General features: G+C 68.9%; 19 protein-coding genes. 10 read left to right on the top strand and 9 right to left on the bottom strand.

Annotated features, from left to right (window positions below):
• Positions 1-9 precede the first annotated feature (9 nt).
• Positions 10-519: a DNA alkylation repair protein gene (locus tag C3B61_RS12590; RefSeq protein WP_103461019.1), complete on the bottom strand. Its 510-nt coding sequence runs from the start codon at positions 517-519 to the stop codon at positions 10-12.
• A gap of 35 nt (positions 520-554) precedes the next feature.
• On the opposite strand from C3B61_RS12590, the gene C3B61_RS12585 reads away from it, so the two are divergent.
• From C3B61_RS12585 to C3B61_RS12555, 7 genes are all read left to right on the top strand, one after another.
• Positions 555-1,136, top strand: a complete 582-nt coding sequence (locus C3B61_RS12585) for a DinB family protein (protein ID WP_103461018.1) — start codon at positions 555-557, stop codon at positions 1,134-1,136.
• A gap of 112 nt (positions 1,137-1,248) precedes the next feature.
• Entirely contained in the window at positions 1,249-2,241 is a 993-nt protein-coding gene (locus C3B61_RS12580; RefSeq protein ID WP_241990282.1) for a sugar ABC transporter substrate-binding protein, read from the top strand.
• Positions 2,238-3,296 (top strand): ABC transporter permease, encoded by a 1,059-nt coding sequence (locus tag C3B61_RS12575; protein ID WP_240632432.1) that lies wholly within the window; start codon positions 2,238-2,240, stop codon positions 3,294-3,296. The genes C3B61_RS12580 and C3B61_RS12575 overlap by 4 nt, the downstream gene beginning before the upstream one ends.
• Positions 3,293-4,090, top strand: coding sequence for an ATP-binding cassette domain-containing protein (locus C3B61_RS12570; protein ID WP_103461016.1), 798 nt, complete (start codon positions 3,293-3,295; stop codon positions 4,088-4,090). Before C3B61_RS12575 ends, C3B61_RS12570 begins: the two co-directional genes overlap by 4 nt.
• Before the next feature lie 200 nt (positions 4,091-4,290).
• Positions 4,291-4,608 carry a carboxymuconolactone decarboxylase family protein gene (locus C3B61_RS12565; protein ID WP_103461015.1) on the top strand — a complete coding sequence of 106 codons (318 nt, stop codon included), beginning with the start codon at positions 4,291-4,293 and terminating at the stop codon, positions 4,606-4,608.
• A gap of 56 nt (positions 4,609-4,664) precedes the next feature.
• Positions 4,665-5,273: a hypothetical protein gene (locus tag C3B61_RS12560; RefSeq protein WP_088455891.1), complete on the top strand. Its 609-nt coding sequence runs from the start codon at positions 4,665-4,667 to the stop codon at positions 5,271-5,273.
• 191 nt (positions 5,274-5,464) lie between these two features.
• On the top strand, positions 5,465-8,029 hold the full coding sequence (locus C3B61_RS12555) for an ATP-dependent Clp protease ATP-binding subunit (protein WP_103461013.1): 2,565 nt from the start codon (positions 5,465-5,467) through the stop codon (positions 8,027-8,029).
• 76 nt (positions 8,030-8,105) lie between these two features.
• Here C3B61_RS12555 and C3B61_RS12550 read toward each other — a convergent pair whose 3' ends face one another.
• A complete protein-coding gene (locus tag C3B61_RS12550; RefSeq protein WP_103461012.1) occupies positions 8,106-10,280 on the bottom strand; it encodes a glutamine synthetase III family protein in 2,175 nt (724 codons plus the stop codon).
• Positions 10,281-10,480: 200 nt separating this feature from the next.
• Here C3B61_RS12550 and C3B61_RS12545 point away from each other — a divergent pair, with 200 nt between their 5' ends.
• Positions 10,481-12,721: a UvrD-helicase domain-containing protein gene (locus tag C3B61_RS12545; protein WP_103461011.1), complete on the top strand. Its 2,241-nt coding sequence runs from the start codon at positions 10,481-10,483 to the stop codon at positions 12,719-12,721.
• A gap of 384 nt (positions 12,722-13,105) precedes the next feature.
• Here the strand turns inward: C3B61_RS12545 and C3B61_RS12540 are convergent, their stop codons facing one another.
• Genes C3B61_RS12540 through C3B61_RS12525 form a run of 4 tightly spaced genes read right to left on the bottom strand, consistent with a single transcriptional unit; the run spans position 13,106 to position 15,520 of the window.
• Complete coding sequence (locus C3B61_RS12540) at positions 13,106-13,705, bottom strand: TetR/AcrR family transcriptional regulator (RefSeq protein ID WP_103461010.1); 600 nt, start codon at positions 13,703-13,705, stop codon at positions 13,106-13,108.
• A gap of 3 nt (positions 13,706-13,708) precedes the next feature.
• A complete protein-coding gene (locus tag C3B61_RS12535) occupies positions 13,709-14,167 on the bottom strand; it encodes a DoxX family protein (protein WP_103461009.1) in 459 nt (152 codons plus the stop codon).
• 40 nt (positions 14,168-14,207) lie between these two features.
• The gene (locus C3B61_RS12530) at positions 14,208-14,525 is read right to left on the bottom strand and encodes a hypothetical protein (RefSeq protein ID WP_088455897.1); all 318 of its coding nucleotides are present in this window, start codon (positions 14,523-14,525) and stop codon (positions 14,208-14,210) included.
• A 32-nt stretch (positions 14,526-14,557) separates the two neighbouring features.
• A complete protein-coding gene (locus C3B61_RS12525) occupies positions 14,558-15,520 on the bottom strand; it encodes a 1-phosphofructokinase family hexose kinase (RefSeq protein WP_174776302.1) in 963 nt (320 codons plus the stop codon).
• Between the two features lie 333 nt (positions 15,521-15,853).
• Here C3B61_RS12525 and C3B61_RS12520 point away from each other — a divergent pair, with 333 nt between their 5' ends.
• Positions 15,854-16,573, top strand: coding sequence for an NAD(P)H-hydrate epimerase (locus C3B61_RS12520; RefSeq protein ID WP_244285929.1), 720 nt, complete (start codon positions 15,854-15,856; stop codon positions 16,571-16,573).
• Here the strand turns inward: C3B61_RS12520 and C3B61_RS12515 are convergent.
• Complete coding sequence (locus C3B61_RS12515; protein ID WP_103461008.1) at positions 16,570-17,484, bottom strand: 3-methyladenine DNA glycosylase; 915 nt, start codon at positions 17,482-17,484, stop codon at positions 16,570-16,572. The genes C3B61_RS12520 and C3B61_RS12515 overlap by 4 nt on opposite strands.
• 153 nt (positions 17,485-17,637) lie before the next feature.
• Here C3B61_RS12515 and C3B61_RS12510 point away from each other — a divergent pair, with 153 nt between their 5' ends.
• Positions 17,638-18,399, top strand: a complete 762-nt coding sequence (locus C3B61_RS12510) for an SDR family oxidoreductase (RefSeq protein ID WP_103461007.1) — start codon at positions 17,638-17,640, stop codon at positions 18,397-18,399.
• 71 nt (positions 18,400-18,470) lie between these two features.
• On the opposite strand, the gene C3B61_RS12505 is transcribed toward C3B61_RS12510, so the two are convergent.
• On the bottom strand, positions 18,471-19,499 hold the full coding sequence (locus tag C3B61_RS12505) for a glutathione S-transferase family protein (RefSeq protein ID WP_103461006.1): 1,029 nt from the start codon (positions 19,497-19,499) through the stop codon (positions 18,471-18,473).
• A 47-nt stretch (positions 19,500-19,546) separates the two neighbouring features.
• A complete protein-coding gene (locus C3B61_RS12500) occupies positions 19,547-19,843 on the bottom strand; it encodes a hypothetical protein (RefSeq protein ID WP_088455902.1) in 297 nt (98 codons plus the stop codon).
• Between the last annotated feature and the right edge of the window lie 54 nt (positions 19,844-19,897).

Here is a 19,897-nt window from a genome sequence, read left to right as displayed (position 1 = left end):
TCCTGATGACTAGTACTCCTGACGCTGGGCCGCGCCGCCGGAGACGCCGAGCAGCCCGGCGGCACGGCGCAGTTCGGCGCTGGGATCCTGGGCCCACCGGTCGAGCACGATCTGCGCCCGGCTGCGCGCCGGACCGGTCAGGGCATCGACCAGCGGCCGCACCACATCCGCTGTGAGCGGGTCCAGGAGAGCGGGCAGCTGTGCGGTCCGCAGGAAACCCTCGATGCGGGTGAGGTCGGAGGCGCGCAGCATTCGCACGTGGGATTGCAGCAGCACCACGGCCGCCAGCCGGCGCTCGTAGACCGGCACCGCCCACAGTTCGGAGCTCAGGGCCGTGATCTCGTCGTGGCCAAGGCCGGGGTAGCGCCGCCCGGCATCGCGGATCGTGCCGCGTATCGCGCCGACGGATGCGCCGTAGAAGGTGAGGCTGCCGCCCAGCCGGGCCCGATCGGCGTCGGCGCGCTCCCAGGAGCTCTCCCGCTGCAGGGTGGCGTCGATGAACTCGCCGGCAGCACTCATGGCTCCATTCTCGCCGATCTGCAAGGCTGGTCGGCATGACCGACGCCGACATGACCGCAGATCTCCGCCGCTACCTGCAGGAGGCCCGGGAAGCCCTGGTCTGGAAGCTCGAGGGTCTCGGCGAGTACGACATTCGCCGGCCCCTGGTGCCCACCGGCACCAACCTGCTGGGCCTGGTCAAGCACATGGCCGGGGTCGAGGCCGGGTACCTCGGTGAGACCTTCGGCCGCACCTTCCCGGAAGAGCTGTCGTGGATGGGCGACGACGCCGAGGACAACGCCGACATGTGGGCGACCCCGGATGAGTCCCGTGACGCGATCGTCGACCTGTACCGGCGGGTCTGGGCGCACTCGGAGACCACGATCACCGAGGTGCCGCTGGATGCCACCGGCCGGGTGGCCTGGTGGCCCGCCGACCGCAATGTGGTCACGCTCCACCGCATCCTGCTGCACCTGATCGCCGAAACCCACCGGCATGCCGGCCACGCCGATATCGTGCGCGAACTGATCGACGGGGCTGCCGGGCTGCGGGCCGGAAACGAGAACCTGCCGTCGGGAGACGCCGGCTGGTGGGCCGGCTACCGGGACCGGGTGGAGCAGTCCGCCCGCCCGGCCTGAGGCCGTCGGGCTGCAGCCCGACTGCGGTGTTCGCGGTTCGGACGCCTAAAGTGGACTGCGCCTGAAAAGGCCAAGCTGTTTACGCGCCCGAACCCGAAGGACGATGCCACTCGTGTCGAGAATCTCTGCCCGCCGGACCCTCCTGGGCGCGAGCGCCGGCTTCGCCCTGCTCGCCCTCACCGCCTGCACCGGCCAGCCCGTCGCCGGAGCCGGCTCGGGAGCCGGCGCAGCCCCGGCCGACGACTCCGGCCGCACGTACGCTCTCGTGGTGCACTCGGTTCCCGGCGACGCGTTCTGGGACGTCGTGAAGACCGGCGCCGAGGCCGCCGGAAACCGCTACGGCGCCACCGTCACCTACCAGGGTGACCCCGATGTGCAGAAGCAGAGCCAGCTGATCGAGACGGCGATCGCCGCCAAGGTCGACGGCATCATCGTGTCCATGGCCAACCCCGAGGGCCTGCGCGGTGCCGTCACGGCTGCCGTGGCCGCCGACATTCCCGTGATCACCATCAACTCCGGAGCCGAGGAGTCCGCCGCGCTCGGCGCCATGACCCACATCGGCCAGGGCGAGTACCTGGCCGGTCAGGGCGCCGGCCGCCAGCTCGCCGAGGCGTCGGCGAAAAAAGTCATCTGCGTCATCCACGAGGCCGGAAACGCCGGGCTCGAGGACCGCTGCCGAGGGGCCGCGGACACCCTCGCCGGCAGCCTGACCAACGTGCAGGTCGACATCGCCAACGTCGCCGAGGCCCAGAGCACCATCACGAGCGCCCTGCTGGCCGACCCCGGCATCGACGGCGTGCTCACCCTCAACTCCGCGGTGGGTGTGGCCGCCGCGCAGGCCGTGGCCGAGGCCGGCAGCGACGCCCAGATCGGTACCTTCGATGTCTCCGCCGACGTCACCAGCCTCATCACGGACGGCAGCATCCTCTTCGCCGTCGACCAGCAGCCCTACCTGCAGGGCTACCTGCCGGTGGACTTCTTCGAGCTGTTCTACACCAACGGCAACGTCGTCGGCGGCAGCCAGCCGGTTTACTCCGGGCCGGGCTTCGTGACGAAGGAGAACGCCGAGCAGGTGGCGACGTTCGCCGGCAACGGCACCCGATGACGATGCTGACCGCACCGGGCGCCGCGCCGGATGCGTCGCCGGACGAGCGCCTGACGCGCACGCATCCGATGGTGCGGCTGCTGCGTCGGCCGGAGATCGGCGCCCTCGTCGCCGCCCTGGCGATCTTCGGGTACTTCTCCGTTGCGACGACATCCTTCCTGTCGACGGCGGGCGTGGCCACCTGGCTCTACTCCGCGTCGCTGTTCGGCATCATGGCCGTCGCCGTGGCGATGCTCATGATCGGCGGCGAGTTCGACCTCTCGGCCGGAGCCATGACCGGCACCACCGGGCTGCTCGTCGGCGCGTTCACCACCCAATGGGGCATGAACCTGTGGTTCGCGATGCTGCTCGCCCTACTGATCGCCCTCGCCGTCGGCGCCTTCAACGGGTTCCTGGTCGTCAAGACCGCCATCCCCAGCTTCATCGTCACGCTGGGCACCTTCTTCATCCTGCAGGGGCTCAACCTCGCCGGCACCAAGCTCGTCACCGGCCAGGTCGCCATCCAGGGCATGACCCTGGTGCCCGGCTTCGACGCCGGCAAGGCGATCTTCGGCTCGACGATCCCGGTCTTCGGGGTCAACCTCAAGGTGTCGGTCTTCTGGTGGCTCGGCATCACCGCCGTGGCCAGTTGGCTGCTGCTGCGCACCCGTTACGGCAACTGGATCTTCGCCATCGGCGGGCAGTTGCAGAGCGCCGTTCAGACCGGCGTGCCGGTCAAGCGCACCCGCATCGGCCTGTTCATGGGCACGGCGGCGGCCGGCTGGCTGGTAGGCATGCTCTCGCTCTTCGACGTGGCCACGGTGCAAGCCACCACGGGCATCGGCCAGGAGTTCATTTACATCATCTGCGCCGTCGTCGGCGGGTGCCTGCTCACCGGCGGTTACGGGTCCGCGATCGGCGCCGCCCTCGGCGCGCTGATCTACGGCATGATCCTGCAGGGCATCGTGTTCGCTCAGTGGGACAACAATTGGCTCAAGGCCTTCCTGGGCGGGATGCTGCTGCTCGCCGTGCTGGTGAACCTCTCGGTGCGTCGCCAAGCCGGGGTACGCGCATGAGCGCCGCAGGAGCAACCCGGCCAACGCCCATCCTCGAGGTGCGCGGCATCGGCAAGGTCTACGGGTCGGTCATCGCGCTCAGCGACATCTCCACCTCGGTCGGCGCCGGTGAGGTGCTCTGCGTGCTGGGCGACAACGGCGCGGGCAAGTCGACCCTGCTCAAGGTCCTCGCTGGTGTGTACCCGCACTCCTCCGGCGAACTCCTGCTCGACGGGGCCGCGGTGCGCTTCACCGGGCCGCGCCTCGCTCTCGACGCCGGTATCGCCACGGTCTACCAGGACTTGGCGATCGTGCCGCTGATGCCGGTGTGGCGCAACTTCTTCCTCGGCGCCGAACTCAGCGCCGGGATCGGCCCGTTCTCCCGCCTCAAGGTTGCCGAGATGCGCGCGATCACGCTCGCGCAGCTGGGCCGGATGGGCATCGACCTGCGTGACGTGGACCAGCCCATCGGCACCCTGTCCGGCGGAGAACGGCAATCCGTCGCCATCGCCAGGGCCATTTACTTCGGTGCCAGGGTCGTCATCCTCGACGAGCCCACCTCGGCGTTGGGCGTCAAGCAGGCCGGGGTGGTGCTGCGCTACGTGGCGCAGGCCAGGGACCACGGCCTCGGCGTGGTGTTCGTCACCCACAACCCGCACCACGCGTACCCGGTGGGGGACAGGTTCCTGGTGCTCAACCGCGGGGCCAGCCTGGGCGAGTTCGACCGGAAAGGCATCACCATCGACGAGCTGACCCGGCTGATGGCCGGCGGGGCCGAACTGGAGTCCCTGGCCCGGGAGCTCGAGCGGGACTGATCCCGCCAGGCCAGCGCGGGGTCGGGCACGCCTCATCCGTTTCGGACGATTCCGGAACGGCGCCATCGGCGGGACGCGGATTGGTTGCTACCGTCTGCGGCGTGAGGCCGGCGTGCCGTCGTGGTGCGCCCGTCGAACACCGAAGAATCCGGAAAACGCGAACACCAACAGGGTCCAACCCTGGAAATGGAGCGATACCCATGGCCACAGGAACAACCCCGGTACTGGATGCGGCGGCCGAGATCAACGCTGTCTCGCTGTCCCGCACCGACCTCGATCCGCGCACGCTGATGATCGCCCGGATCGCGGCCCTGGTGGCCGTGGATGCACCGGTCGGTTCGTACCTCATGCACGTCGGACCGGCAGCGGAGGTCGGGCTGACCGCCGACGACATCGAGGACGTTCTCATCGCCGTTGCCCCGATCGTGGGCACGCCACGGTTGCTGTCATCGGCTCGCAAGATCGTCGAGGCCTTCGACCTCGCGATCCAACTTGACTCCGAGGGCGACACCCAGTAACGCCCAGAGTCCACCGCAGCCGCGTCGTGCGGCAGATCCAGTGAGGAGCACCCCCAGTGAGAAAGCCCATCGTTTTCATGGCCCTGCTGGTGCTCCTTGCCGGATGCGCGCCCGCTGACGGCACCGATCCGACACCGAGCAGTTCGTCGCCATCGGCCGCAACGGCCACCCCGTCACCCGGTCAGACGGCGTCACCTCCGACAGATGCACAGATCACCTGGGCGGGCACGGTCTGCAGCGACGTATCGACCGTGCAGACCGACGTTCAGGGGCTGGCGACGGCGGCGGTCACCGGGGGCGATTCGGTGGGTACCGCGGTGTCCAACCAGATGGATACCGTGTCGGCCTCGGTGAGCGCCCTGGTCGACACTGTGAAGTCGCCACCGGAGAATCTCGGGGACGACCCGGAGCTCCTGGCCGTGCAGGAGTCGATCGACACCGTCGATCAGTCGTTCACGACCTTGCGGGCGAGCGCCAGCGCGGTGGAGGGCACCAGCGGGGCCACCCTGGTCGATGCGCTGGCGACGCTCGTCGGTGACACCGGTACAGTGCTCTCCGACGTGGGTGCCGCCGCTCAGACCATCACCACGGCAACCCAGGACACCTCCAGCACCCTCGGCCAGGCCTTCCGAGCTGCACCCGAGTGCGCCGACCTCACCTCCTAAGACCCGGTGACCCGGCCTGTGTGTCGTGCGCCCGGTGGCAGTGACTTCGGCGTCCGCCGGACGCAGTGCGAGCGCGGATTCAGGGAAATCTCAGGATGCCGCGGGAATGAAACGCGCGCCCAAACGTTGACTTGAGTCGAGGTCACTCAAGTTTTGGGTTTCCTCCTCGTTCAGATTCCCAGGAGGTTTCCTTGCCTACATACTTCGGCCCGACCGGTTCCGACAACGGTTCGTTCGACGAGTTCCTGGCCCGCTACCTGCAGGGCCAGCGCGCCGCGCAGTCCGGCCGCCCCATCGAGATCACCCGGCTCCTCAGCCGCCGCACCCACGAGATCCTCGTGCAGGCGGCCCAGTTCGCCGTCGCCCACGGTCACGCCCACGTTGACGCCCTGCACCTGCTGCGGGTGATGGTCGAACAGGAACCCGCCGCCTCGGCCATCCGCCGTGCCGGTGGTGACCCCGCCGCCATCGCGGCCGCCGCCGACCAACGCCTGCCGGAGTCCGGCGACCGTGAGTCCCAGTCCGCGCCCGGTCTGACGCCCTCGGCACAGCGCGCCCTGCTGGATGCTCACCAGGTGGCCCGCGCCTTCGGCTCCACCTACATCGACCCGGAGCACCTGTTCTTCGCCTTCGTGGTGAACCAGGACTCACCCGCCGCCCGGGTGCTGGCAGAGTCCGGCGTCACGGCCGAGTCACTGCAGGCCGGCGCCCAGCAGGCCGAGGACGACGAGGCCCAGGCCGGCAGCTCGGCCGCCGACAGCGCCTCAGACACCCCGATGCTCGACACCTACGGCATCGACCTCACCGAGCGTGCCCGCTCCGGCAAGCTCGACCCGGTGATCGGCCGTAGCGACGAGATCGAACAGACCGTCGAGATCCTCTCCCGCCGCACCAAGAACAACCCGGTGCTGATCGGCGAAGCCGGGGTGGGCAAGACCGCCGTGGTCGAGGGCCTGGCCCAGGCCATCGTCGACGGCCTGGTGCCCGAACAGCTGCGCAGCAAGCGCGTCATCTCGCTCGACCTGCCCGCCATGCTCGCCGGCACCCGCTACCGCGGCGACTTCGAAGAACGCCTGACCAAGACCATGGACGAGATCAGCGAGCGCAGCGATCAGATCATCGTCTTCATCGACGAACTGCACACCGTGGTCGGTGCCGGCGGGGCCGGCGAGGGCGGAATGGACGCCGGCAACATCCTCAAGCCGCGCCTGGCGCGCGGTGAGCTGCACGTCGTGGGCGCCACCACCCTCAACGAATACCGCAAGGTCGAGAAGGACCCCGCCCTCGAACGGCGCTTCCAGCCCGTGCGGGTGAATGAGCCCAGTATCGACGACGCGGTGCAGATCCTCGCCGGCCTGCAGGGCCGCTACGCCGAGCACCACTCGGTGCGTTACACGGATGCCGCGATCCGCGCGGCCGTCGAAATGAGCGCCAGGTACGTTCCAGACCGGTTCCTGCCCGACAAGGCCATCGACCTGATCGACCAGGCCGGGGCCCGGGCGCGTCTAGCGCTCGGCTCGAGGGTCGACATCGAAGGCCTGCGCGAACAGCAGGCCGGCCTCGAAACGGCCAAGACCATCGCGGTCGCCGCCGAGGCCTACGAGGAGGCGTCCCGCCTGCGGGACGAGACCGAGCAGCTGGCGGAGCAGATCACCGCGGCCGAGGCCGCCCAGGATGCGTCACAGCCGGCACCGTCCGCCGTGGTGGACGAGGCCGAGATCGCCGCGATCATCGCCCGCGCCACCGGCATCCCGGCCAGCCGCCTCACCGCGGGCGACCGCGAACGCCTTGCCACGCTCGAGGACGACCTGCACCAGCGGGTCATCGGGCAGGTGGACGCGGTGACCGTGATCGCCAAGGCCGTACGGCGCAACCGCACCGGAATGGGCGATGCCTCCCGGCCTGTCGGCAGCTTCCTGTTTCTCGGCCCCACCGGGGTGGGCAAGACCGAGCTCGCCAAATCGTTGGCCGAGTCCCTGTTCGGTGACGAGAAGGCGATGCTGCGCTTCGACATGAGCGAGTTCGGTGAACGTCACACCGTGAGCCGCCTGGTCGGTGCTCCTCCGGGGTACGTCGGCTACGACGAGGCCGGCCAGCTGACCGAACACGTGCGGCGGAACCCCTACTCGGTGGTGCTGCTGGACGAGATCGAGAAGGCGCACCCCGACGTCTTCAACCTGCTCCTGCAGGTGCTCGACGACGGCCGCCTCACTGACGGCCAGGGCCGCACTGTGGACTTCCGCAACACCGTGATCATCATGACGTCCAACATCGGCTCCGAGGTGCTCGCCAGCCGCAGCGGCGCGCTCGGCTTCACCGCCGACCTCGACGGAGCGCACAACGGCTTCGGGTCGGAGAAGGCCCTGCGGGACCGGGTGATGGCCAAGCTCCGTGAGGCCATGCGGCCCGAGTTCCTCAACCGCATCGACGAGGTCGTGCTGTTCCGGAAGCTCGATCAGCCCCAGCTCCGCCAGATTGTGCGGCTGCTGCTGAACCAGACCGAGGCCAGGCTGCACGCCCAGGGACACGCGCTCACCGTGAGCGACGCGGCCGTGGACTGGATCGCCGAGAACGGCTACGAGCCCGAGTACGGCGCGCGGCCGCTCCGCAGGGTCATCCAGCGTCAGCTCGACGACAGAATCGCCGACCTGCTGGTGGCTTCAGAGCTCGGCGCCGGGGGAGTGGTGGCCGTGACCGTGGCCGACGGTGCCCTGCACGTGGCGTCCGAACCGGCACGGATGCCGCTGGCGGCGTAACCGCGGATGAGAACGCCCCGACCGGACCTTGACGGGTCCGGCCGGGGCGTTTCTGCGTTCGGCCTGTTCGTGGAAGCTACAGAATGAAGAGCATCTCCTGGTAGGTCGGCAGCGGCCACAGGTCATCGGCCACGATGCCCTCCAGCACGTCGGCCGCCGCGCGCACCGCGCTCATGGCCGGCAGCAGGTCATCCCTGGCGTGCTCGGCCTCGGCCAGCGCGCTGCCGGACTCGGCAGCCAGGGCATCTTTGAGCACGGCCAGGGCGGTGCGCAGCTTGGCGATCGGAGCGCTCACCTCCAACAGGGCGGCTATGTCGGCATCCCCGCCGGCGGCCCTGACGGCGCCGATGTTGAGTGCCACCTCGGTCTGGTGCCGCATCGCGGCCGGCAGGATCTGCGTCGAGCCGATCTCGAGGGTGAGCCGGGCCTCGACGCCGATGGTGAGCGCGTACTGCTCCAGACCGATCTCATAGCGGCTGTGCATCTCCCGGTGGTTGAACACCCGGTACTTCTCGAACAGCTCCAGGGCGGACTCGGTGATCAGCTCCGGCAGGGCGTCCAGCGTCGTCCGCAGATTCGCCAACCCCCGCTTTTCGGCCTCGATGGGCCAGGAGTCCGCGTAGCCGTCGCCGTTGAACACGATGGCGCCGTGCTCGGTGATGATCTGGGTCAGCAGGGCCTGCACGGCGGTGTCGAAGTCGGTGCCGGCCGCGACGGCCGCCTCAAGGTCGGTGGCGATGTAGTCCAGCGACTCCGCCATGATCGTGTTGATCGTCACCATCGGGCCGCTCACGGTCTGCATCGAGCCCGGCGCGCGGAACTCGAACCGGTTGCCGGTGAAGGCGAACGGGCTGGTGCGGTTACGGTCGCCGGGATCGGTCGGCAGCTGGGGCAGCGTGTCGACGCCGATGATCATGGTGCCCTTGTCCTTCGAGGAGGTCGCGGGACCCTTGGCGATCTGCTCGAAGACATCCGCCAGCTGGTCGCCGAGGAAGATCGAGATGATCGCCGGCGGGGCCTCGTTGGCGCCCAGACGGTGGTCGTTGGTCGCCGAGGCGACGGAGACCCGCAGCAAACCGGCGTACTTGTGCACGGCACGGATGACCGCGGCGCAGAAAACCAGGAACTGGGCGTTGTCGTGCGGGTTGTCGCCGGGGACGAGCAGGCTGCCGAGCTGGTTGTTGCCCAGCGAGAAGTTGACGTGCTTGCCTGAGCCGTTGACTCCCTGGAAGGGCTTCTCGTGGAAGAGGCACTCCATGCCGTGTTTCTTGGCGATGGTCTTGAACGTGGTCATCAGCAGCTGCTGGTGGTCGGCGGCGATGTTGCCGCGTTCGAACATCGGCGCGATCTCGAACTGGCCGGGCGCGACTTCGTTGTGCCGGGTCTTGGCGGGGATGCCGAGCTTGAACAGCTCCCGCTCGGTGTCCATCATGAAACCGAGCACCCGCTCGGGGATGGCACCGAAGTAGTGGTCGTCGAATTCCTGGCCCTTGGGCGGCTTGGCGCCGAACAGGGTGCGGCCGGAGTTGAGCAGATCGGGGCGGGCCAGGAAGAAATGCCGGTCCACGAGGAAGTACTCCTGCTCAGGGCCGCAGAACGCGACGACCTTGGCCGGCTTGACGTGGCCGAACAGGCGCAGGATGCGCTCAGCGTGTTCGCCCATCGCCTGCTGCGAGCGCAGCAGCGGCGTCTTGTGGTCGAGGGCTTCGCCGGTCATCGAGACGAAAACCGTGGGAATGCACAGGGTGTTGCCGTTCGGGTTCTCCAGAACGTAGGCGGGGCTGGTGACGTCCCATCCGGTGTAGCCGCGGGCCTCGAAGGTGTTGCGCAGGCCGCCGTTGGGGAAACTGGACGCGTCGGGCTCGCCCTGCACGAGGGTCTTGCCGGCGAACTCGGCCAGCGCGGTGCCGTCGCCGACGGGTTCGAGGAAGCTGTCGTGCTTTTCGGCGGTGAGGCCGGTGAGCGGGTAGAACACGTGCGCGTAGTGCGATGCGCCCTTTTCCATCGCCCAGTCCTTCATGGCGGAGGCGACGGCGTCGGCGACCAGGGGATCCAGCATCGCACCGTGCTCGATGGTGGCCATGACCGACTTGTAGACGAGCTTGGGCAGCCGCTTCTGCATGACGACGCTGCTGAACACGTTCTCACCGAAGATCTGGCCAGGGGTTTCGGCGTCGGTGAAGCTGACGGCCGGGGGCACATAGGCCTCGACATCCCTGATCGCCTGCAGACGCATGGCATTTCCACTCATGGTTTACCCCTCTATTCGGGTCTATTCGGGCTCTGTCCGCGACGGGGTGCGGAATCCGGTAGCCCAAACCTAGGGAGCGTGTATGCCGGGGACATTTCGGCCGCGTGACGGATTGGCTCTGCCGGTGCTCCCGGTTGGGGGTCGAAACCCAGCAGCATCGTCAGCGGCTAAACTGGTCGTTTGATTTGAGGGGTGTTTGAGTGGTTGATACGGAGCTCGCGCGCGAACAGGACTATGTCGCCACGCTGTACGCGCGCCTCGACGCGCTGCAGCGGGAGGCCGAGGCCCAGCTGAAGGCCGTGCGGATTCTCGACGTCGGTGGTAACCACCAGTCCCGGTCCGAGCGCGACACCTTTGCCCGCACCTACGAGGACCGCATCGTGCAGCTGCGCGAGGTGGACGACCGCCTGGCCTTCGGCCGGCTGGAGACCGCCCCGGAAGAGGACGGCGCACCCGTCTACAGGTACATCGGCCGGGTGGGCCTCCGCGACGAGAACCTGCAGCCGATCCTGCTCGACTGGCGGGTACCGCAGGCCAGCGCCTTTTATCAGGCCACCGCCGCGACGCCGCTCGGTGCCCGCTCCCGCCGGCACCTGCTCTCCAGCGGCCGGCGCATCATCCGCATCGAAGACGAGATTCTGGATGCGGCGCTGCTGGAGGGCGACACCGCCAACCTGCATCAGGGCGAGGGGGCGCTGCTCTCGGCGCTGACCGCCCAGCGCACCGGGCACATGTCCGACATCGTCTCGACGATCCAGGCCGAACAGGACCGCATCATCCGCTCGGAGCTGAACGGTGTGCTTGTCGTGCAGGGCGGCCCCGGTACCGGCAAGACCGCCGTGGCCCTGCACCGCGCCGCCTACCTGCTCTACACGCACCGCGACAGGCTGCAGAACGCCGGTGTGCTCATCGTCGGACCGTCCACGTCGTTCCTGCAGTACATCGAGGCGGTGCTGCCGTCACTCGGTGAGACCGGGGTGGTGCTCGCCTCGGTAGGCCAGCTGTTCCCCGGCGTCGAGGCCGGCCACGAGGACGCGCCCGCCGTCGCCGCGCTCAAGGGCCAGACGTTCATGGCCGACCTGATCGCTCGGGCCGTGAAGAGCAGGCAGAAGGTGCCGGCCGCCGCCCAAAAGCTGCTCGTGAACGGCGACACCCTGGTGCTCAAGCCCCAGCTGATCGAGGCAGCCATCCACCGCGCCCGCTCCGGCGGCAAGCCGCACAACGAAGCCCGCGTCGTCTTCGTCAAGCACGCCCTGAACGCGCTGGCCCGCGAGTGGCTCGAGCAGCTCCAGCGCCAGGGCCGGTCGATGGACGACACCGACCTTCCGATGCTGCGCGAAGACCTCCGGCTGGCCGACGATGTACGGGTGGCGCTGAACACCGCGTGGCTGCCACTCACCCCGCAGAAGCTTGTGCAGGACCTCTACGCCCGGCCGCAGTGGCTGGAAGAGCTCACGCCGCGCTGGCGGGCCGCGCAGCGCGCGCTGCTCCACCGACCGCGTGACGCCGAGTTCACCATCGCCGACATCCCGCTGCTCGATGAGGCGGCCGAGCACCTCGGCGAGTACAGCGCCGTCGACGCGGCCCAGAAACGTGAGGCCAAGGAACAGCGCAAGCGCGACATTGAGAACGCCGAGCTGGCGATCAAGAACATGGACGTCAAGGGACTCGTGAATGCGAAGGCCCTCGCCGACAACTTCGCCGAACTCGGCGACCGCGCCACCACGGCCGAACGGGCGGCGCTGGATCGCAGCTGGACCTACGGGCACGTGATCGTGGATGAGGCGCAGGAGCTCTCGCCCATGCAGTGGCGGCTGCTCATGCGCCGCGGCCCGCGCCGCTCGTTCACCATCGTCGGCGACATCGCCCAGGCCGCCGCGGCCGCCGCGGCGGACAGCTGGCGGGAGGCCCTCGCACCCGTGCTCGAGGCCTCGTTCGAAGCCGACAGGTGGCGCCTGGAGGAGCTGACGGTGAACTACCGCACCCCCAGCCAGATCGCCGAGGCCGCCGAGGAGATGGCGGTGGCGCACGGCCTGCCGATCACGGCGTCACGCACGGTGCGCGCCAGCGACTGGCCGGTCGTTATCGTGACGGACGCCGTGGACGCCCTGCGGCGGGAGCGCGCCCTGGGCGTGGGCGGCACTGTCGCGGTGATCGTGGTGGAGGAGCACATCGATGCCCTCGCCGAGGCTCTCGACGCCGAGTTCGGCGACATCGTCGGCCGCGGGGCGCTCGGTCTGCTGCGGGATGTGGCGTTGCTCACCCCGCACGACTCCAAGGGTCTCGAATTCGACGCCGTGATCGTCGTCGACCCCACCGCCATCGTGGCGGCGTCCGAACGCGGAGCCGGAGCGCTCTACGTGGCCATGACCCGCGCGACCCAGCGCCTGTACCTCGTGAGCGACGGTCCGCTGCCCGCCGGGCTGAGCGACCTGCCCTAACGTCCGGCTGCGCTGCCTCGCCGCACCGACGTCGCCACTTCGGGCAATAGTCCCCTTCACGCGTGCAGAAGGAGGTATTTGCGGCAAGTCGGCGGGGGCAGATTCGCCGACTTCGGCAAGAAATCCGCTTCACGGGCGCTGAAAGGGGTTTTTGCGGCAAGTCGGGGGAGACCTGTCTCGGGCCCCTCTGCCTGCCTCGGCGCCGGCCTCCTCAGGACGACTTGCCACTTCGCGCCCATTGCTCGACGGTGACAGGGCCTCACCTGGCAACTCACCGAGTCGGGCCGTGCCGACTCTTCGTCTGGCGCCCCCTCGTTGCCCGCCAATGGGCTAAAACTGGCAACTCGATGCGGGCGGTGCCGGCGGGTGATGGGGTGACGGCGGTCAGGCGGCGCGCGGCCGCAGGGCCCTGATGGTCGCGAGCATCGCTTCGGAATTGATCAAGGCCGAGTTGCGGATCGCCTGGATGGAGGCGCCCTGAATGAGCGCCACGACTGTGGCCGCGAGGTCGGCGCCCGAGACGCCCTCCCCGCCGGCAGGGGACCCGGCCGCGCCGACCGCCTCGCGGCAGACCGGCAGGAACGCCTCCAGGTAGCGCCCGAATGAGGCCTCGATGCGGTCGCGAAACAGGTCGGCGTGGCGGGAGAAGTAGAACGCGAAGAGTAACTCCACGCCCGCGTGGTGCTCGACCAGGCGTTCGAGCTCGACCCTGACCATCCGTTCGAGGCGGTCCCACGGTGCCAGGGCGGCCAGGCTCGGGTCGGTGAGCGCGTCGAGGGTGCCGTCGAGCAGCAGCGCGAGCAGGGCCTGGAGCAGGCCGTCCTTGGACTGGAAGTGGAAGAACACCAGGCCAGGGGAGATACCCGCTGCGGTGGCGACGCGTCGGGCGGTGACGGCATCGAGACCGTCGGTGAGGGCGATCTGGTAGGCGGCGGTCAGGATGGCGTCGCAGCGTTCCTGTTCGGGCAGTTTGGGTCCGCCCATGGGTCAGTTGCCGCCGTCGGTGCGCCGGCCGGTGCGATACTCGCGCCACGCCTTCCAGGCGCCCGTTGACCAGAGCGCCCAGAGCACAAGCACGGGCTGGAAGAGCAGCCGGATGGTGCGGTCGAGGTCGGTGTTCAGCCCGAATGAGTCGGTCTGGGTGACGAGCTGGGAGATGTTGCCGGGAAAGATCGCGACGAAAAACGCGGCCACGATCCAGCCGACCTGCACACGGAACCGGCCCAGCGCCAGCAGCGCCGCACCCAGGATGATCTCGACGACGCCCGAGGCCACGACCACGAAGTCGCCCTCCAGCGGCAGCCAGGTAGGTACCTGGGCGAGGAACGCCTCGCGGTTGACGGTGAGGTGGCTGATGCCGGCGAGCAGTAGGAAAGCGCCGAGCACCAGGCGCAACACTGTGCGGACAAGCGTGGTGCGGGTCTTCTGCGGGGCGAGGAGGGTCATGGCTCCCACCCTACATTGATCACTGGGTCAATGACTCGGCCTACCGCGGGGCGGCGGCCACCAGTTCGGCCACTTCGGCGTCGGTGCGGGCCTCGAACACGCCCCACATCATGTGGGTCGGCCCGCTGCCATCGCTACCCGCCCTGGCGGGGCGGCTGATCCACCGATTGGCGGTTGCCGCGGCGCCCAGGGCGACTAAGGAAGGGGCGATGACGGTCTTGCGCAGAGTGCCGGCCACGACGCTGCCGTCGCTCCCGAGTCGCCAGCCGCGGCTCGCGGCCAGCACCTGGCCCACCTCTTCATCGGTCAGCCAGCGGGAAAAGCTCCGACCGGGCGGGTCGATTCTGGTCAGCTTCATGGGAACAACACTAATCTCGCCGCCCGAGGCGCTTAGGCCGGGACCAGGGCGAGTTCGGCTTCCAGTCGTTCCACGTCGGCCCGGTGGCAGAGCTCGGTGGCAGGTGTCATCGCGGTGGCGCTGCCGGCCGCGACCGCCGCTCTGAAGGCCGCGGCAGGGTCGTGGCCCTGTGCGATGCGCAGCACGAACGCGCCGAGGAAACTGTCGCCGGCGCCGACAGTGCTCTGCACCGTGACCTGCGGAACGGCCAAGCGCATCACGCCGGCCGCCGAGGCGAGCACGGCACCCTTGCCGCCGAGCGTGAGGGCCACGAACTCGGCGGATCCCCGGGAGACGAGGGTGCTTGCCGCGGCGATCTGGCTCTCTTCGGTGTCGAGCGTCGAGCCCACCAGCTCGCCCAGTTCACGTCCGCTGGGTTTGACCAGGAAGACCCCTTCCGCGAGGGCTGCGGCCAGGGCCGGCCCGGACGCATCCACTATGCAGCGCGCGTCGTGCGCGCGGGCCAGGCGGGCGACCCTGGCGTAGAAGTCGTCGGGCGCGCCCGGCGGCAGGCTGCCGCTGGCCACCACGTAGCCGCCGTGCGGGATCGACTCCGCCACCCGGGCGAGGCAGGCACGCCACTCGGGTTCGGTGATTTCCGGACCCTGCAACACGAAGCGGAACTGTTTGCCGGTGGTCGTCTCGTCAACCGTGAAGCTCTCCCGGGTGCTGCCCGCGATAGGCACCACCACGGTGGGGAGGCCTTCGGCTTCGATGAGCTTGCGGTAGGCGTCGCCGGTCGGCCCGCCGGCTGCATATATGGCCAGGGTTTGGCCACCGAGACGCTGGATGACGCGGGAGACGTTGATGCCGCCGCCACCCGGGTCGAGCCTGGAGAGTCCGCAGCGCATCTTGTGCTCACCGACCACGTTTTCTGTCGAGGTGCTGACGTCGAGGGCGGGGTTGACCGTGAGAGTGAGTATCGGTCGCAGCGTTGTCGGCCTGGGAGCATCCATGACCCCAGCGTAGGACTGTGAGCGCTTTTCGCCGTTCAGCCGCGGGAGAACAGCCTGGTGAAGAAGCCTCCCCCGGAGGGCTCCTTCTGGTGTCCGGCGCAGCGATCGATTCGGGGGACGCCCCGCATGACCTGGTCGACGTGTTGACCACAGCCCGCCCAGGTGGTCTTTCCGCAGGTTCTACAGGTCACGGCTCGGCACACGGGGGACTCCTTCTGGTTGGCCAGGCCGGGCGGCCTGGAGGACTCAACAATACCCCATGGGGTATCCAATTCTCTGACCGGATGCTGAGCGTCGCGGGGTCGGGCCGCCCCGGCGGCGTAGGGTGGCGGCGTGCATCCCTCACCCGTGCCGACCTACACCGCAGCCCAGGTGCGCGAAGCCGAAGCACCCTTCCTCGAGCAGGGAGTGCCCCTCATGGCCCGGGCGGCCCGGGCACTCGCAACCGAGGCAGCGGCCCTTCTCGCGGCGCGGCGCGGCGGATCGGATGGCGGAGCGGTTGAGGGTGCGCGCGTGCTGGTTCTGGCCGGGTCGGGCAACAACGGGGCAGACGCCTTGTACGCCGCGGAGCTGCTGGCCGGCTGGGGCGCCACCCTCTGTATCCTGCCTACCAGCGACCGCCCACACCGGGAAGCGCTCGAGGCGGCCCTCGCGCACGGAGCTGACCTGCGCCCGGTGGACGAACCACCCGAGGTCGTCACAGGCCTCGCTCGTTCGGCCGACCTGATCCTCGACGGCATCCTGGGCACCGGGACCACCGGCAATCCCGCCTTGCGTGGAGTGGCGCGCGGCACTGTGTCGGCTATTCTGCCGGCCCTCGCCGGTGAGCATCCGCCCCTGGTCGTGGCCGTGGACCTGCCCAGCGGCATTGGTGTGGACGATGGCAGCGTGCCCGACCCCACTGTGCTGCCGGCCGACCTGACGGTGACCTTCGGCGGTTGCAAGACCGGGCTCATCACGCGCCCGGCCGCCGACTATGTCGGCCGGGTCGTCGTGGCCGACATCGGTATCGGTGGCGAGCTGGAGCGCATCCTCCGACGTGACCTGGGCTAACGCGCCGGGGGCACGGGCTCCGGCAGCGCGCCGACCGCGGCGATCACCCGGGCGCGCAGGCCGTTGCTCCGTTCGGTGAACCCGCGTTGCCGCCGCACGTACTCGGCCTTGCCGGCCGGGGTCTCGATGGCGACAGGGGAGTAGCCCCACTCGGAGAGGTCGTAGGGGGATGCCTGCATGTCGAGTTCCCTGATGTCGCGGGCGAGGTCGAAGCAGTCCAGCAGCAGGTCCCCGGGAATCAGGGGGCCGAGCTTGATGGCCCACTTGTAGACGTCCATGCCCGCGTGCAGACAGCCGGGCTGCTCCAGACGCGGCTGGTTCTCCCGGGTCGGAAGTACGGGGCGGGCCTGCTCCGAGTTGAGGTCCACGGCGGCGGGGGTGAAGAATCGGAACGCGTCGAAATGCGTACAGGCGATCCGGTGGGATTCCACCACGGTGTCGGTGTCGCCCTGGCTGAGCCGCAGCGGAGATTCATGGCGGTGCTCGCCCTGTTTGTACACCATGGCCCATTCGTGCAGGCCGAAGCAGCCGAAATTGCCGGCTCGCTGTGCGGTGCGGCCCAGCAGTGTCACGATGAAGCGGATGCTCCGCGCGTTCTTCTCGATGAAGGCGGCGTGGTCGACGACCAGGTCGTCCCGCTCGGAGCGGTACCATTTCCACCCGGCCCGCTCCTCGGTCGCCGCGCCCTGCAGGACCACGTTCGCACCGGGATGCCACCGCCGCAGCAACCCTGGACGGAACGGGTAGTAGGTGAACAGAAAGTCGTCCACCGGATGCGTGTGTGCGGTGCCGGCGCGTTGCCGGCGTCCCAGCGTGGCGGCGTCGGTCCGATCCTGGTGCCGCCGTTCCAGTTCGCGCCAGTCGCCGGCGGTGAGCGCTGTGAGCGCGGTCGCGGGAGAGATGTGCACCATACGAGGGTACTCGCGGCCGTGCGGGGCCCGTCCAATCCGCAGGTCGGGTCGCCCGCCAACGTGATCACCCCGTAGAGTAGTCACTAGGCGGAACGATGTTCCGTCCAGCAGAACATCCAGCGCGACCCGGCACACTCACAGAGGAGCACCAACATGACCGCGAACCCCTTCGACCTCACCGGCAAGGTGGCCATCGTCACGGGCGCCAGCAGCGGCATCGGGCTCGCCATGGCCGAGGGACTCGCGGCCGCCGGAGCCGACATCGTCGGCGTGAGCGTCAACATGCCGATGACCGGCAGCGAGGTCTCCCAGCGGGTTGAGGCACTGGGCCGCACCTTCACCCCCTACGACGCCGACTACGCCGACCGTGCAGTGATCACCGCCCTCGGCACCGAGCTGGCCGCCCTGAACGCCGACATCCTCGTCAACAACGCCGGCACCATCCGCCGGGCCCCGGCCGCCGTGCACTCTGACGAGTTCTGGGACGAAGTGATCGCCGTGAACCTGTCGTCGCAGTTCGTGCTGAGTCGCGCCGTCGGCGCCAACATGGTGGCTCGCGGCCACGGCAAGATCATCTTCACCGCCTCCCTATTGAGCTTCCAGGGCGGCGTGAACGTGCCCGGCTACACGGCATCCAAGTCGGCTATCGTGGGCCTGGCCAAGGCGCTGGCGAACGAATGGGCCGCGTCCGGCGTCAACGTGAACGCCATTGCACCCGGTTACATCGCCACCGCCAACACGAAGGATCTGCGGGCGGACGCCGACAGGTCCAAGGCGATTCTCGATCGCATCCCCGCCGGACGCTGGGGCGAGGCCTCCGACCTCGTCGGTGCCGCCGTCTTCCTCTCCAGCAACGCATCCGACTACATCAACGGAATCACGCTGCCGGTCGACGGTGGCTGGCTCGCCCGCTAGGCGCGACTGAATTGCAGAAATCCCCCCTTCCTGTTGCCAGGCAAGGGGGGATCTCCGCACCTCAGTGCAGCCTAGAGCGCCGGCACCCGCTCGCTTTCGAGCGGCGCCTCCGGCGGGGTGCCGTCGCCGAACGGGCGGCCGCCCAGGGCCTCGCGGCCGTGCGCGGTCAGCCACCCCGACGCATCCGGCCCAGCGGGCACGATGCCGGTGGGGTTGATGTCGCTGTGCGTCACGTAGTAGTGCTTCTTGATCTGCTCGAAGTCGATAGTGTCGCCGAAGCCCGGGGTCTGGAACAGGTCGCGGGCGTAGGCCCAGAGCACCGGCATCTCGCTGAGCTTGTTGCGGTTGCACTTGAAGTGACCGTGATAGACCGCGTCGAACCGGGCGAGCGTGGTGAACAGGCGGATGTCGGCCTCGGTGATGGTATCTCCCACGAGGTAGCGCTGGTTCGTCAGGCGTTCTTCGAGCCAGTCGAGCCTCGAGAAGAGGGTGCCGTAGGCCCGCTCGTAGGACTTCTGGCTGCCGGCGAAGCCACACTTGTAGACGCCGTTGTTGACGTCGTGGAAGATCAGGTTGGCGACCTCGTCGATCTCGGCGCGGAGGGCCACCGGATAGAGGTCGGGCGCGCCGGGCCGGTGGTAGTCCGCCCACTCGGTCTCGAAGTCCAGGGTGATCTGGGGATAGTTGTTGGTCACGACCTTGCCGGAGGGTACATCCACGAGCGCCGGCACCGTGATGCCGCGGGGGTAGTCGGGAAAGCGCGCGAAGTAGGCCTGCTGGATGCGCTCGATGCCCAGCACCGGGTCTACTCCGTTCGGGTCGAGGTCGAAGGTCCAGCTGTTTTTGTCGTGGGTGGGGCCGGGCATGCCAAGGGAGATGACCCGCTCCAAGCCGAGCAACCGGCGCACGATGGCGGTGCGGTTCGCCCACGGGCAGGCGCGGGCGGCCACCAGGCGGTAGCGGCCGGGTTCCACCGGCCAGCCGTCGCGGCCGTCGAGGGCGATGCGGTCTTCGATGTAATTGGTGTCGCGATCGAAGTCCTTGCCGGGCTCCACGTAACTGGGACGCAGCGTGCTGGGAGTGAGGGTCTCGTTGCTCATGGCTCCACGCTACGGGAAAGAACCCGTGCGTACGCATAGAGTTGCCCTCATTCGTGCAGGTGGTGCACCGGCCAGCCGGCGACGTGGGCGAGCAGGTCCAGCAGCGACTGGGCGGAGGCGCGGGCCTCGGCCTGGCCGCGGGGATCGTGCACATCGAGGGTGAGGGGCGGGGCCTCACCGAATTTCGGGATGTCCACTTCCACCCAGCCGCCCTGCGGTAGCCCCACGAAAGCGGAGGCCGTCCGCGCCCCCTGCACCGGGGCATCCAGCGTCGCGGCGATTACGGCCAGCGCCTCGGGCTTGGTCAGGTGAATATCGGCGACGATACTGGCGACGTGGTCCATGGGGGTCCTTCGATATCGACACTCACAGGCGCTGCCTGCTCAGCGTCAGCTTAA

It is taken from the genome of Cryobacterium zongtaii, from assembly GCF_002909375.1.
In the GTDB taxonomy this organism is placed as follows: Bacteria; Actinomycetota; Actinomycetes; order Actinomycetales; family Microbacteriaceae; genus Cryobacterium; species Cryobacterium zongtaii.
Note: the sequence above shows the minus strand (reverse complement) of the source record. Positions and strands in the feature narration are given on the sequence as shown.

Coding starts and splice junctions, on each gene's coding strand:
- C3B61_RS12590 (WP_103461019.1), bottom strand. CDS start 519: ATGAGTGCTGCCGGCGAGTTCATCGACGCCACCCTGCAGCGGGAGAGC.
- C3B61_RS12585 (WP_103461018.1), top strand. CDS start 555: ATGACCGACGCCGACATGACCGCAGATCTCCGCCGCTACCTGCAGGAG.
- C3B61_RS12575 (WP_240632432.1), top strand. CDS start 2,238: ATGACGATGCTGACCGCACCGGGCGCCGCGCCGGATGCGTCGCCGGAC.
- C3B61_RS12570 (WP_103461016.1), top strand. CDS start 3,293: ATGAGCGCCGCAGGAGCAACCCGGCCAACGCCCATCCTCGAGGTGCGC.
- C3B61_RS12565 (WP_103461015.1), top strand. CDS start 4,291: ATGGCCACAGGAACAACCCCGGTACTGGATGCGGCGGCCGAGATCAAC.
- C3B61_RS12550 (WP_103461012.1), bottom strand. CDS start 10,280: ATGAGTGGAAATGCCATGCGTCTGCAGGCGATCAGGGATGTCGAGGCC.
- C3B61_RS12540 (WP_103461010.1), bottom strand. CDS start 13,705: ATGGGCGGACCCAAACTGCCCGAACAGGAACGCTGCGACGCCATCCTG.
- C3B61_RS12535 (WP_103461009.1), bottom strand. CDS start 14,167: ATGACCCTCCTCGCCCCGCAGAAGACCCGCACCACGCTTGTCCGCACA.
- C3B61_RS12530 (WP_088455897.1), bottom strand. CDS start 14,525: ATGAAGCTGACCAGAATCGACCCGCCCGGTCGGAGCTTTTCCCGCTGG.
- C3B61_RS12525 (WP_174776302.1), bottom strand. CDS start 15,520: ATGGATGCTCCCAGGCCGACAACGCTGCGACCGATACTCACTCTCACG.
- C3B61_RS12515 (WP_103461008.1), bottom strand. CDS start 17,484: ATGGTGCACATCTCTCCCGCGACCGCGCTCACAGCGCTCACCGCCGGC.
- C3B61_RS12510 (WP_103461007.1), top strand. CDS start 17,638: ATGACCGCGAACCCCTTCGACCTCACCGGCAAGGTGGCCATCGTCACG.
- C3B61_RS12505 (WP_103461006.1), bottom strand. CDS start 19,499: ATGAGCAACGAGACCCTCACTCCCAGCACGCTGCGTCCCAGTTACGTG.
- C3B61_RS12500 (WP_088455902.1), bottom strand. CDS start 19,843: ATGGACCACGTCGCCAGTATCGTCGCCGATATTCACCTGACCAAGCCC.